This window comes from Streptosporangium sp. LJ11 (assembly GCF_051918945.1).
Classification (GTDB): domain Bacteria; phylum Actinomycetota; class Actinomycetes; order Streptosporangiales; family Streptosporangiaceae; genus Streptosporangium.
The window spans coordinates 70,815-85,535 of record NZ_JBPXMB010000017.1; the positions used below are offsets into that span (position 1 = coordinate 70,815).

The window sequence follows — 14,721 nt, forward strand, 5'->3', positions numbered from 1 at the left end:
GGACATCGTCCCGGACGTCGTGCCCTCGTTCGTCCCGCTCGCCCGCGCCCGCCCGACCAGGGCCCCCGGTCTCCCGCCGTTCCTCCGGCGGGCGCCCGGGCGGCGGGGATGTCCCTGACCAGGGCGGGCGGGGTGTCCTGCCGTGCGAGGCGGCGGGTCGGAGCGGAACGAGCTCGGTTCACTTCAAGGTGTACTTACACGTATCCTCGCCGCCGTCGTTGGTGGCGACCTCCTTGCCGTTGACGAGAATGCGGCACCTGGCCGGTTTGAGCATGCGGTTGGAGTCACGGACCGCGCCGGGGATGACGGAGACCGGGTAGCCGACCTTCTGTTCGGCCTGGGTGAGTTCGACTGTCACGGTCTTCTTCCACGGGAGGGTGACATTCGACTCGCTGCCGTTGGTGTCGGCGAAATACGCGATCGGCTGGTAGATCCTGCCTTTGCCGTTCACCTCCAGAGTGACCTCGTAAGTCTTCATCTGGGGCGCGGAGGATCGCGTGGGCGACTGGCTCGACGGGGAAGTCGCGGCGGGGGGTGACGTGGACGCCGCCTTGTCAGTGCCGCCACAGGCGGCAAGGGTCAGAACGGCCATTGCAAGCAGTCCGACAACTCGCCTGTTCATCATCAACGAGGACATGACGGCCAAGATTATCGATGTCCATGAGCGGTCGCGCGCAGTTTGGTGCCGTACGCGTCATCCGGTTCGGCCCGCACGGCAAGTAGCGGGCCCCGCCCCTCGAACGCGCGCTCAGACGGTCGCCGGCAACGGCTTCCTCCAGGCACAGCTCCGCCCTCACCCTGGACGGGCCGGTGTCCGGCACCGTTGACGAGCCCATGAAACCGACCGGCGTGCTGACGGCGGGCGGCCGGCCACCCGCACCGGGCGGCACGATCACCCCGCAGCGCACCGTGACGGACGACGACGGCTCCGAGACGGTCAAGCGCCAGGGGTGTGGCTAGATCGGGAGGTGGCCGCGGCGGATGCGCCAGTGGCGGCCGGCCTTCAGGTGGTCGACGATCGCGCGCTGGAGCACGGTGCGGCGCGGCAGCCGGTCGAGCGGCGTGGTCAGGGTGCGGAACACGAACCGCAGCACCTCGACGTCGGCGTCCAGCCCTTCCGGCTCCTCGTAGGGCTCCAGCTCGAACCTCCGCTGGAACCGGACGATGTTGGAGTCCTCGGGCAGGTACTCCAGCAGCTGCGGGTCGAGCAGCCACGAGCCGCAGGAGAACGCCGTGTAGCGCTCGTCGGGAAAGTGACGCGGGAAGAACGCGCGGGCCTCGTCGAGCGACGCCGCGACCGCCTCCGGGGTCATCGGCCCCGACTCGGGGATGTGCAGGTCGATGACGGTGCCGCCGCGGTGGTACTGCAGCCGGCCCAGCTCGTAGATGGCGCCGCGCGCGTGCAGCGTCAGCCAGCTCTGCATGACCGGCCAGCCCTCGCGGTTCATCCGCCGGTCGATCGCGAGGTTGCGGCCCAGGTCCGCGAGGCTCACCCACGACACGGCATCGGCGATGCCGTGGTCGCGGTGGTACCCCGTGACGACGTCGACCAGGGCCAGGTACGCGTACACGTAGAGATGCCGCCAGGCGGAGCCCCGTTCGCGCGGCAGCTCAGGACCGGGCGACAGCCAGCCGTGGCCCCCGAGATCGGCGCGGACCAGGGCGATCGAACGGTCGAGCAGCCAGCGCAGCTCCGGAGTCCACAGTGGAGAGCCGGGGTCGGGCCAGCCCGCCATGATCTCGGCGGCGTCGTCCGGCCGCACCGCGAGCCGGGCGAGGATCGCGGGGGCGTCGGCCTTGGCGGGCAGCGGAGCCGACGGCCGGTCGCCGGCGAGCCGGTGCACGCGGTCGACGTCCTCGACGGGTACTCCGAGCCGGGCGGCGGTGGCGTCCAGATCCACGCGGATGATCCTACCGTCCGGTGGAGGCGTGGAGGCGTGGAGGCGTGGAGGCGTGGAGGCGTGGAGGCGTGGAGGCGTGGAGGCGGGGGGCGCCCCCGCCGCCGGTAAGCGCCGTCCTCCGGCGGGACATCGCCCGCCCGACCCGCTCGAAGCCGTCTGCGTCCTCGCCCCGCGGCCCATCACCGACGGCCGAGGCCGCGCTCGCGTTGAGTAGGGGGATACTCATGGCTTTTGTCGGGTCATGGCGGACGCTGAGGCAACTTTCCCGAATATGCAGAGGTGTCCCATGACCATCACCACGACGAGACGGCGGTTAGTCGCCTTCTCGTTCGCCGGAGTGTTGCTGGCCGCGCTGTTACCGATCCTGACCGCCCTGCCCGCCGCAGCCGCCACGACCGTTTCGGTGACGTTCAGCATCGACTACTTCGAGCGGTTCGAGGTCCCCGACGACGGGATCGACGAGGAAGGGGAGTTCCTGCCCGAGGTCAGGATCGGGGACGCCGCCGGGACCCAGCGCAGAGCGTACGTGTCGGACGATGAGTTCCGGCCGAGCCAGGCGCACTTCGGCGACCAGAAGTGGGTGTTCACCCAGAACGTCACCCTGCAGGACGACCAGACGAGGATCCCGGTCCTCGTCCGCATCTGGGACGACGACGACACCGCCGGCCTCGGCGACGACAGGATGGACGTCTCGCCGGCCAATCGTGACGTCGAGCTCAACGTCGAGTATGACCTGATCACCGGCGGTTGGTCGGGTGACGGGGTCGAGCCGGCCGCGCCGTGTGACAACGATCGCGAGCTGGGACAGACCTGCGCGAAGGGTGACGGGGATTCGAACTTCCCCGAGTTCGGTGACGGCAAGGAGGTCAGGATCGGCTTCAGCCTCGAACATCTGCCTCTCCCCGATCGGGACCAGGACGGCATCCCCGACCTGATCGAGCGTTTCGGCGTCAAGGACGTGAACGGCGCGATGATCGCCGACCTTGCCCGGCTCGGCGCTGACCCCTGCCGCAGGTCGGTCGTCGTGCAGCTCGACTACATGACCGGGGCCGCGAACGGCCACTCGCACCAGCCCAAGCAGGCCGCCGTCGACGAGGTCGTGAACGCCTTCGACGCGGCGGACCTGCCGAACACGGCCGCGCAGTCCTGCCCCTATCCGGGCGTGCACAAGCCCGAGGGCATCGACTTCGTCCACGTGCCCGGCAGGCCGGTCGCCGAGCAGGCGACCATGACCCAGGACGACGCCGCGTTCGCGGCGGCGCGACGGGACAACCTGCACCACCGGCTGCGCCCCTACGCCCACTACGCGATCCTCGCGCACGACCTGGGGAACGCCAACCGGAGCTCGGGCCGCTGCTGCTCCGAGGTGAAGGACTTCGTCGTCACGCTCGGGTCCTGGCGGCTGGCCGGCGTGTCGGCCGGGGCGAACCGCGTCCTGGAGACGACGCCCGCCGGCGACGACGTGCTCGGCCGCGGCACCGAGATCACCGCGGGCGTCGACGGAAGGCTCGACTCCGTCCTGGCGGGCAACGACGTGATGACCGGCACGTCGATCTTCCCCGGGCGCGGCGGCGTACTGGAAACGGTCCGCGCGGGTGACGACGTGGAACTCGGCATGACCGTCGAGGTGGGCCCCGACCGCGACATCGACACCACGGCGAACAACACGTCCCCGGCCGACGACGAGCAGCTCTACGACCTCGGGACCGGTGCGGAGTACGCCCAGGTCGGGACGGTACGCGACCAGTCGGGCACGATCATGCACGAGCTGGGGCACGCGCTGGGCCTGGAGCACGGCGGCGACGAGAAGACGAACAACAAACCGAACTACCTCAGCGTGATGAACTACAACTTCGATCCCGGCGGCATCCCCATCGCGCCGCCCGCCGCCCTGCTCAGGGACAACATCAACATCACCGGCGCGCAGCGCCGCCTCGACTACTCCAACGTCTCGCTGCCCGCCCTGGACAAGACACGCCTGGACGAGTCAACCGGGATCGGCGACGGCACCGACTTCACGTTCTGGACGGACCCGGCCGGCCGCTACCGCGTCGGTCGGGGCAACGGGCCGCTCAACTGGAACTGGAACCTCACCCCGGCGGGAGCGCCGATCTTCGACACCGGCACGGTGAGCGTCGACATCAACGCCGACGACGACGCACCGGCCCCGCGCGAGACCACGCTCCTCGGCTTCCGTGACTGGAACAACCTCAAGTACCGCGCCGGCGCCCTGTCCGACGGCACGGCGAACACCGACCACGGACCCGAGATCGACTTCACCGGGGTCATGCGGCGGGAGATCGAGTTCTTCCGCTTCTACGACCCCGACCTGGCCGTCGCCAAATCGGTCGACCGGGTCGACGCCCTGCCCGGCGACACGCTCACCTACCACGTGAAGACGGACAACGTCGGCACGGGCGCCGCCACTTCGATCGAGCTGACCGACACCTTGCCCGGCGGCACCACGGCGACCAGGACGACCCCGTACCTCGACGCGGCCAGCTCGACGACCGAGACCTTCGACCACCGCGTTCCGTGCGACGTCGCCGACGGGACCGTCCTGGCCAACAGGGCGGCGGTGACCGCGAAGGACGCCGGCGGCGATCCCGAGGTGAACACGGCGAACAACACCGCGACGGCCACGACCACCGTGCACGCCCCCGAACTCACCCTGACCAGGAGCGCGCCGCGGACCGTCAACGCCGGAGAGGCCATGACGATCGACCTGGCGGTGACCAACTCCGGCAGCGGGGCCGCCACCGGCGTGACCCTCACCGACACCCTCCCGGCCGAGGTCCACTACAACCAGGCCCTCGACCGGGGAGCCGGACCCGAACCCTCGTCCGTGACCGCCAACCCCGACGGCACGACCACGCTGAACTGGTCCCTCGGCACGCTCGACGGCGGCCAGAGCCGTAAGATCCAGTTCACCGCGCGGCCCGGCCTGCTCTTCGCCGGCGGCAGCGTGATCTCCGGCACCGCCGTCACCGCGTACCAGAACGCGAACGGGTGCGTCTACACCCCGGTGAGCGCCACGGCCTCAACCGAGATCACCGAGGTCACCCCGACCCGGAATCCCTGGCCGCAGCTCACCTGGCAGTTGCACGGCGACCGGCAGAGCGCCGAGCTCCTGGCCCGCGTCCAGGCGACCGACACCCGGTTCGACGGAGCCGACGGCTCGACCCCCGACGGCGTCCTCACCCGTGCCGAGGTGAGGGATGTCTTCGGCCTCTCGCTCAGCCAGTCGCAGCTTCTCCGGGCCCAGCTGCTGACGACCTACCTCAACCTCGCCGACCGGCGCGTCAACGCCGGCACGAGGATCGTCTCGCTGGTGGCGGCCAGGCTGGACCTGCACTCCGTGGGCCAGGCCGTACGCCACGCGCATGCGACCCTCAGGCTCCCCGACAACCTCGCCAACCTGCTCAAGTACGGAGAGGCGAAGACCCTGCTGATCGAGATCAACCTCAACCTCAGCGAACGCTACTGACCCCTTCCCGGACTCTCGTGACTCCGGCATCTCGATGGCCTCGGAGTCCGTCCGAGGCCATCGAGATGCCGGTATGAGGGTCAGCCGAACCGGCTCCACCGGACCCGGGGCGTGTCAGGTGACACGGCCGCCCTGACCTCGTCTGTCAGAGCGGCCGCGTCGGCCACGACCCGCTCGATCCGCCGCCGTCGACCCAGGGGCCCCAGCCGCCCGGCGCGGTCAGCTCGGTCTGCTCCCCGGTCTCCTGCTCGGCCAGCGCCCGCAGCGCCGTCACGTCCAGGTCGCCTCGGTAGTACAGCCCCAGATCGATGTCCGAATCCGGACGGTGCGTGCCACGGGCACGGCTGCCGCCGAGCACCACCGCGACCACCCCGGGGATCCGCGCCAGCCGCTGTGCGAGCGCCCCCAGCGCCATGTCGTCCATCTCACGGCCGGAACGTGCGGCGGTAGGCGTCCGGCGGCACGCCGACCGTGCGGTGGAAATGGCGGCGCAGCGTCGTCGCCGTGCCCATGCCCGCGGCCGAGGCGATGGTGTCGACGCTGTCGTCCGTGGTCTCCAGCAGTTCCTGCGCGCGGCGGATCCGCTGCGTCAACAGCCACTGCAGCGGGGTGGTGCCGGCCACCGAGCGGAAGTGGCGGGCCAGGTGGCGCGAGCTCATGTTCGCCTGACGAGCCAGGTCTTCCACGGTGAGCGGCTGGTCCAGCCGCCGCATCGCCCAGGTGAGCAGCTCGGCCAGGGGGTGGCCGTCCTGGGCGGGCACCGGCGTGGTGACGAACTGGGCCTGGCCGCCGGCCCGGTGGGGCGGCACGACCAGGCGGCGGGCGACCACGTTGGCGATCGCCGAGCCGTGGTCGCGGCGGACCAGATGCAGGCACAGGTCCATCGCCGCGGCCTTGCCCGCGGAGGTGAGCACGCTGCCGTTGTCGACGTAGAGCACGTCCGGGTCGACCTCCACCCGGGGATGGCGCGCGGCCAGTTCCTCGGTGTGAGCCCAGTGCGTGGTCGCGCGCAGCCCGTCCAACAGGCCCGCGGCGGCGAGCACGAACACGCCCGTGCACAGGGAGACCACCCGCGCGCCCGACTCGTGAGCCGCGCGCACCGCCTCGACCAGCTCGGCCGGCGGTTCCTCGTCGACGTCCGCCAGGGCGGGGACGATCACGGTGCCGGCGCGCGCCAGCCAGTCGAACCCGTGGTCCGGCTCCATCAGGAACCGGCCGACCCGGACGGCGTGCGTGCCGCACACCCTGACGTCGTACCAGGGGCCTGGCACGGCGTCAGGGGCGGAGCCGAAGACCTCGCAGGCCAGGGCCAGCTCGAAGTGCAGCATCCCGTCGGTGGCGGCGACCGCGACGGAGCGCGGGAAAGAACTCATGTCGGAAATTGTACGGGTCGTGTCGTTCCGGACACTGGGCACCGGTGGGCCGGCGAAGACAGGATCTACCCGATGAAGCACTTCGAGCACGTGGGAGCAGACATGGGATCGGGTTCGATCGTGGCGGTGTTCGGCGCCTACGGGCACACCGGGCGGTTCGTGGTCGCGGAGTCGTGCGAGCGCGGACACGTCCCGCTGCTCCTCGGCCGCGACCGGGACAAGCTGGCGGCGCTGGCGGAGGCCCACCCCGGGCTTGAGGCGCGGCAGGCGTCGGCCGACGACCCGGCCTCGCTCGACCGCGCGCTGAACGGCGCGGCCGCCGTGATCAACTGCGCCGGGCCCTTCGCCTCGACCGCCGCGCCGCTGGTCGAGGCGGCGCTGCGCGCCGGCATCCCGTATGTCGACGTGGCGGCCGAGATCGAGGCGAACGTCGACACGTTCGCGCACTTCGCGGAGCGCACCCGCGCCGCGGGCACCGTGGTGGTCCCGGCGATGGCCTTCTACGGCGGCCTCGGCGACCTCCTGGTCACCACCGCGATGGGCGACTGGACGGCGGCGGACGAGGCGCACATCGCCTACGGCCTGAGCAGCTGGCACCCCACCGGTGGAACGCTCGCTGCGGGCGTGGTCTCGAGTCGGCGACGGGGTGGCCGCCGTGTTCGCTTCACCGGCGGACGGCTGGAGTACCACGATGACGCCCTGCCGACCCTGGAGTGGCCCTTCCCGGCTCCGCTCGGCCCCCAGAGCGTCATCGGAGAGTTCACCATGGCCGACGTCGTCACCGTTCCCAGCCACCTGGCCGTCCCGGAGGTGCGCACCTACATGACCGCCAAGGCGGCCGCGGACCTGTCCGCTCCCGGTGCCCCGGCACCGGCCGCCGTCGACGAGCGCGGCCGCTCCGCGCAGACCTTCGTCGTCGACGTCCTCGTCCGCTCCGGCGGCGCGGAACGCCGCGTGGCCGCCGCCGGTCAGGACATCTACGCCGTCAGCGCGCCGCTCGCGGTGGAGGCCGTCGACCGCATCCTCACCGGCCGGACCAGGACCACCGGCGTCGCCTCCGCGGGCGCGGTCTTCGACGCCCCGGACTTCCTCCGCGCCCTGTCCTCGCACCTCTCGTTGCACGTCTCGCTCGACACCCGCGGCTGACCGGCGACCCGTGCCGGCCACGGGTACGTCAGCGGGCCGGGGTCCGGGGGCGGTTCCACCACAGGGAGAGGGACAGGGCCGCGGTGACGAGGACGGCGCCGCCGGCGGCGAAGGCGGCGGCCGTGTCGACCCGCTGGTGGACGACGGTGAAGCTGCGGGGGAGGGCGTCGAGGGCGCTCTGGAGCTGGCCGGCGTTCTCGGCGCGGTGGTAGGAGCCGCCGGTGGTTTGGGCTATCCGCTTGAGCGCGGGCTCGTCGATGACGCGGGGGTTGCGGCCCCTGTCGAATCCGCCGCGGCCGCCGGAGCCGCCGCCCCAGCCGCCGTAGCCGCGGCCGTCGAACTGTGAGTTGTCGCAGACCATCGGGGCCGGGTTCGTGGTGCCGAAGCCGATGGGGAAGACGCGGACGCGGCGCAGGGCCGCCTCCTGGGCGGCGATCTGCGGGTCGACGCCCTGGGTGTTGGCGCCGTCGGTGAGCACGATGATCGCGGCACCGGCGTAACCCGGCCCGCCGCCGCCGGGGTTCGCCCCGGTGGAGGCGACCGACGGGTCGACCTCCGCGATCGCGTCGATCGAGGTGAGCATGGCCTGCCCGATCGCGGTGCCGCGGGACACGGTGAGGCCGTCCAGCGCCTCGATCAGCGAGTCGGTGTCGTCGGTGGGCGGGACGAGCAGACCCGCGCTGCCCGCGAAGGTGACCAGGCCGATGCGCGGCCCGCCCCGCTGCGACTCGATGAACTCGGCGGCGGCTTTCCTCGCGGCGGTGATGCGGTTGGGGTCGACGTCCGTGGAGCACATGGAGCCGGAGGTGTCGAGCGCGAGCAGGATCGTCACCGACGTCTGCGGCACCGGGACCGACGCCTGCGGCCGCGCGGCCCCGACCGCGAGCAGCGCGAGTCCGGCCACGAACAGTGCCGCGGGGATCTTCCGCGTCCAGCGCGTACGGCCGGGCAGGGCGCCGCGTACGAGCGCGATCGAGGTGACGCGCACGGCGGCCCGCCGGCGGCGGCGCCGCGCCCACTCGCGGATGGCGAGGATCAGCGGGATGACCAGGATGGACAGCAGCGCCCACGGCCATGAGAACGACATTCAGATCACCCGTCCAGACCGGAGCACGTTGAGCGCCGCGCCCGCGGTGAGCAGCGCGAGGGCGAGCCCGATCAGCCCGCCGGCGAGGGGCAGCGGCTCGTCGGAGACGGTGAGCCGCAGGTCGATCGTGTCGGCGATCCCGTCGAGCCGCGCGGTGTCGGAGGCGGGGTGGTAGGCGCCGCCGGTGGTCCGCGCGATCGAGGTGAGGGTGTCCTCGTCGAGCGAGGTCTGCAGGTGGTAGCCGTCGACCTTCACCGTCGCCCCGGCCGTGGTGCCGACCCCGACGGTGTGGACGTGGACGCCCGCCCGCTGGGCCACGGTGGCGGCCCGTTCGACGTCCGCGCCCTGGTTCTGGCCGTCGGAGAACATCACGATCGTCGCGGACGGCCAGTAGCCGATGTCGGGCGCGGTGCCGTCGCGGCCGACGGCCACCTGCCTGCCGGTGATCGCCGACAGGGAGGCCGTGATGGCCGTCCCCAGCGAGGTGCCGCCGGTGATCTTCAGCCGGTCGATGGCCTTGAGCGCGACGGAGTGGTCGGCGTCGGGCCGTGCGGTGGTGAGCGCACCCCGCTCGAACGCGACGACTCCGATGTCGACGCTGTCGGGCTGCGCCGCCACGAACGCGCGGGCCGCCCGCTGCGCGGCCGCCAGCCGGGTGGGGGCGACGTCGTCGGCACCCATGCTGTTGGAGACGTCGACGGCGAGGATGACGGTGCCCGCGGCCCGCGGGACCGGCACCATGGCCGCCGGTCCGGCGGCGGCGATCGCGAGCACCCCGACGCCGGCGATCGTCAGGCCGGTTCCGAGGTACGCCCGGTGGCCACCCGGCACGGCGACCCCGGCCGCGGCGAGGGCGGCCGTCCGGCGGCGCGCCGAGACGACGGCCGCCCAGGCGAGCGCCGCCGTGACGAGCAGTCCGACGACCGCCGGCAGCCAGGAGGACAGGGTCATGAGGCCTCCTTCGCCGGTCTCGGGTGTCCGTTGACGACCTCGACGAGCCCGGTCACGGCGACCGGTTTCCGGTTCGGGCGACGACCTCGACGAGCGCCTCGGCCAGATCGCGGTCGGTGTCGACGCGGTGGACGGGCACCCCGGCCCGGCGCATGCCCGCCTCCAACCGGGCGTCGCGGGCGTCGACGGCGGCGCGGAGGCGGACCCGCAACAGCGGGTCGGCGGAGTCGACGACGAGCTGCTCGCCGGTCTCGGCGTCCTCGACCACGATCAGCCCGGCTTCGGGCAGCACGTCGTCGGCCGTGTCCACGATCCGCAGGGCGACCACCTCGTGCCGCCGGGCCAGGCGCTGGAGTGAGCGCTCCCAGTCGCCGTCGCCGATGAAGTCCGACAGCACGACGACGAGCGCGCGGCGGCGCGCGAGCCGTCCGGCCGCGTCGAGCATCTCCGCCAGGTCGGTGGTGGCGCCGCCGCGCGCCGTGGAGGTGCGTTCCAGCTCGGCGCCGATCCGCAGCGCGTGCCGCCGGGAGGTGCCGGGCGGCACGACGCGCGGCGTCCCGGTGTCGAACAGCAGGGCGCCGACGCGGTTGCCGCCCCGGCCGAACAGCCGGGCAAGGACGAGCGCGAGCTCGGCGAGCACGTCGTGCTTGCCGCGCCCCGGCCGGCCGGCCGCCATCGACGCCGACCGGTCGAGGACGAGCCACACCGTCAGCTCGCGGTCCTCGGTGAACACGCGCAGGTGCGGCTCGTCCAGCCGTGCGGTCACGTTCCAGTCGATGTGCCGGGCGTCGTCGCCGTCGCCGTAGGCGCGTAACCCGGTGAAGTCGATCCCGGAGCCGCGGTGCGCGGTGCGGTGGGCGCCCTGGAGCCGGCCGTCGAGCCTGCGGACGACCTTCCACTCCAGGCGGAGCAGGAGCCTCTCGGAGGCGGTGGCCATGGCGGTTCAGCGATTCTGCAGGACGACGTCGGGCGCCCGGACGGCCCCGAGCACCCTGGTGACGATCGTGTCGGCGTCGACGTCGTCCGCGAGGGCCTCGTAGGACAGCACGAGGCGGTGGCGCAGCACGTCGAGCGCGAGCTCGGACAGGTCGTGCGGCAGGACGTAGTCGCGGCCGCGCAGGAACGCCAGCGCCCGGGCGCCCGTGACGAGCGCGATGGACGCCCGCGGGCTCGCCCCGTAGGTGACATACCGTTCCAGCTCGCCGAGCCCGGCCGTCGCGGGGGAACGCGTCACGGAGACCAGCCGTACCGCGTAGTCGACGATCGCCGGATCGACGTACACCTGCCGGGCGCGGGCCCGCATCGCGATCAGGTCCTCGGCCGTCACCATCGGCTGCGGGGGTTCGGGCGGGCGCAGCGCTCGCCTGACGATCGCCTGCTCCTCGGCCTGCGTCGGATAGTCGACGACCACCTTCATCATGAAACGGTCGACCTGCGCCTCGGGCAGCGGGTAGGTGCCCTCCGACTCGATCGGGTTCTCCGTCGCCATGACCAGGAACGGCTCGGGCACCCGGAACGTCTCACGGCCGATCGTCACCTGGTGCTCCTGCATCACCTCCAGCAGGGCGCTCTGCACCTTGGCGGGAGCGCGGTTGATCTCGTCGGCCAGCAGCAGGTTCGCGAACACCGGGCCGAGCTCGGTTCTGAACTCCCCGGAGTGCTGGTGGTAGACCCGCGTGCCCACGAGGTCGGCCGGCACCAGGTCGGGGGTGAACTGGACGCGCTGGAAACTCCCGGCGATCGCGGCGGCCAGCGACCTCACCGCGAGCGTCTTGGCCAGGCCCGGCACGCCCTCGACGAGCAGGTGGCCGTCGGCGACCAACGCGACGGCCATGCGCTCCAGCAGGACGTCCTGCCCGACGATCGTGCGTTTGACCTCGAACAGCACATGTTCGAGCGGATGGGCCGACTCGGAGGACTTGGTCGAGGTCATGTGCTGCTTCTCTCCTCGTGACGCTTCGGTCAGATCTGGGGCCCGTCGCCCGGCGGCCCGTCGCCCTCGCCGCCGCCCAGGGCCGCACCGATCGGCACCGCGAACGCGATGCCGGCGAACGCCTCGTCGCCTCCCGGGTCGGCGATCGAGACGACGATCCCGATGACCAGGCCGCGAGCGTCCAGGAGGGGACCCCCGGAGCTGCCAGGGTTCGCGGAGGCGTCGAACTGGATGAGCCCGTTCAGGCCGCCGTCCTTGGCGGTCCGGTCGGCGGTCCGGTTCAGGCCCGACACGACGCCGGTGGAGACGCTGTAGGTCAGGCCCAGCGGATTGCCGATCGCCACGACGGGCGCGCCCACGGTCGCGGCGCCGCCGAGCGTCGCAGGGACGACGATCTCCGGCAGCTTCGCCGGCTTGAGGGTCGCGACGTCGAGCTTGGGATTCGACGACGCGACAGCGGCCTTCGTCCTGGTGCCGTCGGCGAACGTCACGGTGACGTCCTCGGCATCCTTGTTCGCGCCTTTGCCCGAGGTGCCCTGGACGACGTGGTGCGCCGTGAGAATCGTCCCGTCCTCGGCCGCGATCACCCCGGTTCCGAGCGACTTCCCGGCCTGGACGACCACCACCGACGGCCCGACCCTCTTGAAGACGTCGGGCACCGTGAGCGTCGCACCGGGCGTCGGCGTCGCGCTCGGCCCGGGCGCGGCCTCCTCACCGCTCCCGCCGCCGCTTCCCAGCCAGTACGCGAGCAGCGCCACGACGACGAGTGCACCGCCCCCGACGACGGACCGCCGAACCCTGCCGGCCACGGCTCCCCGAGCCCCGGCCGCATCGGCCTCGTGCGGCACGCGCTCCATCGCCCCATACTCATAAATTTCAGTTGAAAGTGCTACAAACTCCGCCTGAAAACTCCCTGAGAACCGATCCCCGCAGCCCCGCGCGCGGCACGGATACGGTCTAGAGCACTTTCCTGGCGCCCGGCAGGGCGCGTACCAGGTACGCCGTCGCCCAGCACAGCGGCAGCGCGAGGACGGCGAGCAGCGCGCCCTTCGCGACCGCGGGCGCCTGCACGTCGCGAAGGGCGTGGCCCAGGGCGACCAGCACGACCGGGTGGATGACGTAGACGGTGTAGGCGTGCGCCGACAGGAACCGGCGGCGGCGTCCCTGGTGGCCGAAGCGCTCCCGGAACAGCACCAGAAGGCCGAGGATGACGCCGACGGCGAGCGCGGACTCGCAGGTCGCCGCTATCAGGGACGGCAGGGTCCCCCCGCCCAGGATCGCCTCTCCGGCGGAGATCAGGACGAGGAGGAGCGCGACCGCGGCGACGGCCGCGACGGCGAACCCGACCCGGCCGGCCGTTCTGGACAGGCCCTCCAGCCGGCCGCGCCGGGCCGCGATCAGCCCGACGGTGAACAGCGCCACGTACTGCGGCAGGTAGGCGGGGGTGGGCAGTCCCAGGATCGAGACATCCATCGGCACCACGATGCGCCACAGGTAGGTCACCAGGGCCAGCCCGACGGTGAACCCGGCGATCGTGGCGGCACCGGGCGCCCGGCCCGTGGCCGGAGCCGGTTCGGACGCGTGCCGGTCCCTGACGGCCAGCTGCCGCCAGAGGACGTAGAGCGCGCTGAACACCAGCAGCACCTCCACGAACCACATCGGCCCGGGGGTGAACGAGCGCAGATAGAACTGCCAGTAGGGCAGCTCGGTCCCCTGCTGGAGGGCGGCGTCTCTCGCGGCGGCGTATCTGCCGGCGGTCGCCAGGGGGCGGAGCACCAGCAGCCAGAGCAGCAGCGGGACCCCCAGGCGCAGCAGCCGCTCCCTCAGGAACCGCCCGGTCCCCTTGCGGTCGTAGGAGCCGGGCACGAAGAGCGCGGAGATGAGGAAGAAGGCGCCCATGAAGAACGCCTGGTTGAGCACGATCACGAGGTCCAGGAGCGTTCCCGAGGGGTCGGACGGCGGTTCCGTGTAGTACCAGCGCGGGACGTTGCTGTAGGCGATCACGGAGTGGTGGATCACCACGAGTGCCATCAGGGCGGTGCGCAGGTTGTCGACATGGAGAAGCCTCGGGGAGCGCGGGGAGGGGGTGGAGGGCGTGGCCTGCGCGGTCGGCCGGTTGACGGGCTGTGTCATCGGTTCGCCGTTTCTTCGGGGGGGTCGGCTTGTCCAGGGGGGTCGGCCCGGGCGGCGTGCTCGAACAGGTCCGCCAGCTCGTCCGCGTGCGCTTCCAGGTCGTGGTCGGGATGGGTCACCCAGTAGGCGAACATGGCGTCGATCGCGGCCTGCACGGTGACGGACATCACGCGGGGGTCGAAGGAGCGGAACTCGCCGTTCTGCTGGCCGAGGCGGAACAACGTCTCCCGGTCCCGGTAGATCGGCTCGTTGAAGGCGACGCCGTAGCGCTTCCTGCCGTCGGGGGCGCGGAAATTGTTGAAGATCTCTCCGAGGGCGAGCAGCTGGGAGCGGTGACCCCGCATGTACTCGGCGACCGCGCGGATGTTCGCCCGCAGCGCGCGGGCCGCCGTGGTCTCCCTCTCCGTCCGCGGTACGACGAACTGGGCGATGTCGCGGTAGACCTGCTCGACGATCTGCTCCATCAGCTCGGTCTTACCAGCGAAGTGGTACGAGATCACGCCCTTGCTGATGCCGGCGCGCTCGGCGATGTGCGCCAGAGAGGTGTTGGCGTAGCCCAGCTCCGTGAAGGTCTCGATGGCGCTCTCGATGATCTGCGCGCGCCGGGCCTCCTGAATGAACGACGACTGCTTCTGGTCGCTCGGCTTGTTTTCTGGCCGCATGGTCAAAAAATAGTACGCACGGTCAGGAGCCGCAACTCACCGCGGTCC

The 14,721-nt window shown here is 71.9% G+C and carries 14 protein-coding genes; 3 read left to right on the plus strand and 11 right to left on the minus strand.

The window, feature by feature from the left end; genetic code table 11:
- Window positions 1-178 precede the first annotated feature (178 nt).
- Window positions 179-637, minus strand: a complete 459-nt coding sequence (locus ACTOQ3_RS24695; protein WP_440085712.1) for a hypothetical protein — start codon at window positions 635-637, stop codon at window positions 179-181.
- 197 nt (window positions 638-834) lie between these two features.
- Here ACTOQ3_RS24695 and ACTOQ3_RS24700 point away from each other — a divergent pair, with 197 nt between their 5' ends.
- Window positions 835-960, plus strand: coding sequence for a hypothetical protein (locus ACTOQ3_RS24700; protein ID WP_440085713.1), 126 nt, complete (start codon window positions 835-837; stop codon window positions 958-960).
- On the opposite strand, the gene ACTOQ3_RS24705 is transcribed toward ACTOQ3_RS24700, so the two are convergent.
- On the minus strand, window positions 957-1,901 hold the full coding sequence (locus tag ACTOQ3_RS24705) for an acyltransferase domain-containing protein (RefSeq protein ID WP_440085714.1): 945 nt from the start codon (window positions 1,899-1,901) through the stop codon (window positions 957-959). The genes ACTOQ3_RS24700 and ACTOQ3_RS24705 overlap by 4 nt on opposite strands.
- Window positions 1,902-2,187: 286 nt before the next feature.
- Here ACTOQ3_RS24705 and ACTOQ3_RS24710 point away from each other — a divergent pair, with 286 nt between their 5' ends.
- Window positions 2,188-5,388, plus strand: coding sequence for a CARDB domain-containing protein (locus ACTOQ3_RS24710; protein ID WP_440085715.1), 3,201 nt, complete (start codon window positions 2,188-2,190; stop codon window positions 5,386-5,388).
- Between the two features lie 145 nt (window positions 5,389-5,533).
- Here the strand turns inward: ACTOQ3_RS24710 and ACTOQ3_RS24715 are convergent, their stop codons facing one another.
- Window positions 5,534-5,812 carry a nucleotidyltransferase domain-containing protein gene (locus ACTOQ3_RS24715; protein ID WP_440085716.1) on the minus strand — a complete coding sequence of 93 codons (279 nt, stop codon included), beginning with the start codon at window positions 5,810-5,812 and terminating at the stop codon, window positions 5,534-5,536.
- 1 nt (window position 5,813) lies between these two features.
- Entirely contained in the window at window positions 5,814-6,761 is a 948-nt protein-coding gene (locus ACTOQ3_RS24720; RefSeq protein ID WP_440085717.1) for a helix-turn-helix domain-containing protein, read from the minus strand.
- 72 nt (window positions 6,762-6,833) lie between these two features.
- On the opposite strand from ACTOQ3_RS24720, the gene ACTOQ3_RS24725 reads away from it, so the two are divergent.
- Complete coding sequence (locus ACTOQ3_RS24725; protein WP_440085718.1) at window positions 6,834-7,907, plus strand: saccharopine dehydrogenase family protein; 1,074 nt, start codon at window positions 6,834-6,836, stop codon at window positions 7,905-7,907.
- A 28-nt stretch (window positions 7,908-7,935) separates the two neighbouring features.
- Here the strand turns inward: ACTOQ3_RS24725 and ACTOQ3_RS24730 are convergent, their stop codons facing one another.
- The 7 genes from ACTOQ3_RS24730 to ACTOQ3_RS24760 form a co-directional block, all read right to left on the minus strand.
- Window positions 7,936-8,994: a VWA domain-containing protein gene (locus ACTOQ3_RS24730; protein ID WP_440085719.1), complete on the minus strand. Its 1,059-nt coding sequence runs from the start codon at window positions 8,992-8,994 to the stop codon at window positions 7,936-7,938.
- A complete protein-coding gene (locus ACTOQ3_RS24735) occupies window positions 8,995-9,945 on the minus strand; it encodes a vWA domain-containing protein (protein WP_440085720.1) in 951 nt (316 codons plus the stop codon). It abuts the gene before it with no gap.
- A 52-nt stretch (window positions 9,946-9,997) separates the two neighbouring features.
- Complete coding sequence (locus ACTOQ3_RS24740) at window positions 9,998-10,882, minus strand: DUF58 domain-containing protein (RefSeq protein WP_440085721.1); 885 nt, start codon at window positions 10,880-10,882, stop codon at window positions 9,998-10,000.
- A gap of 6 nt (window positions 10,883-10,888) precedes the next feature.
- Complete coding sequence (locus ACTOQ3_RS24745; RefSeq protein ID WP_440085722.1) at window positions 10,889-11,878, minus strand: AAA family ATPase; 990 nt, start codon at window positions 11,876-11,878, stop codon at window positions 10,889-10,891.
- A gap of 29 nt (window positions 11,879-11,907) precedes the next feature.
- Window positions 11,908-12,735: a S1C family serine protease gene (locus ACTOQ3_RS24750; protein WP_440085723.1), complete on the minus strand. Its 828-nt coding sequence runs from the start codon at window positions 12,733-12,735 to the stop codon at window positions 11,908-11,910.
- A 100-nt stretch (window positions 12,736-12,835) separates the two neighbouring features.
- A complete protein-coding gene (locus ACTOQ3_RS24755; protein WP_440085724.1) occupies window positions 12,836-14,011 on the minus strand; it encodes an acyltransferase family protein in 1,176 nt (391 codons plus the stop codon).
- The gene (locus ACTOQ3_RS24760) at window positions 14,008-14,673 is read right to left on the minus strand and encodes a TetR/AcrR family transcriptional regulator (RefSeq protein ID WP_440085725.1); all 666 of its coding nucleotides are present in this window, start codon (window positions 14,671-14,673) and stop codon (window positions 14,008-14,010) included. The genes ACTOQ3_RS24755 and ACTOQ3_RS24760 overlap by 4 nt, the downstream gene beginning before the upstream one ends.
- Window positions 14,674-14,721 lie beyond the last annotated feature (48 nt).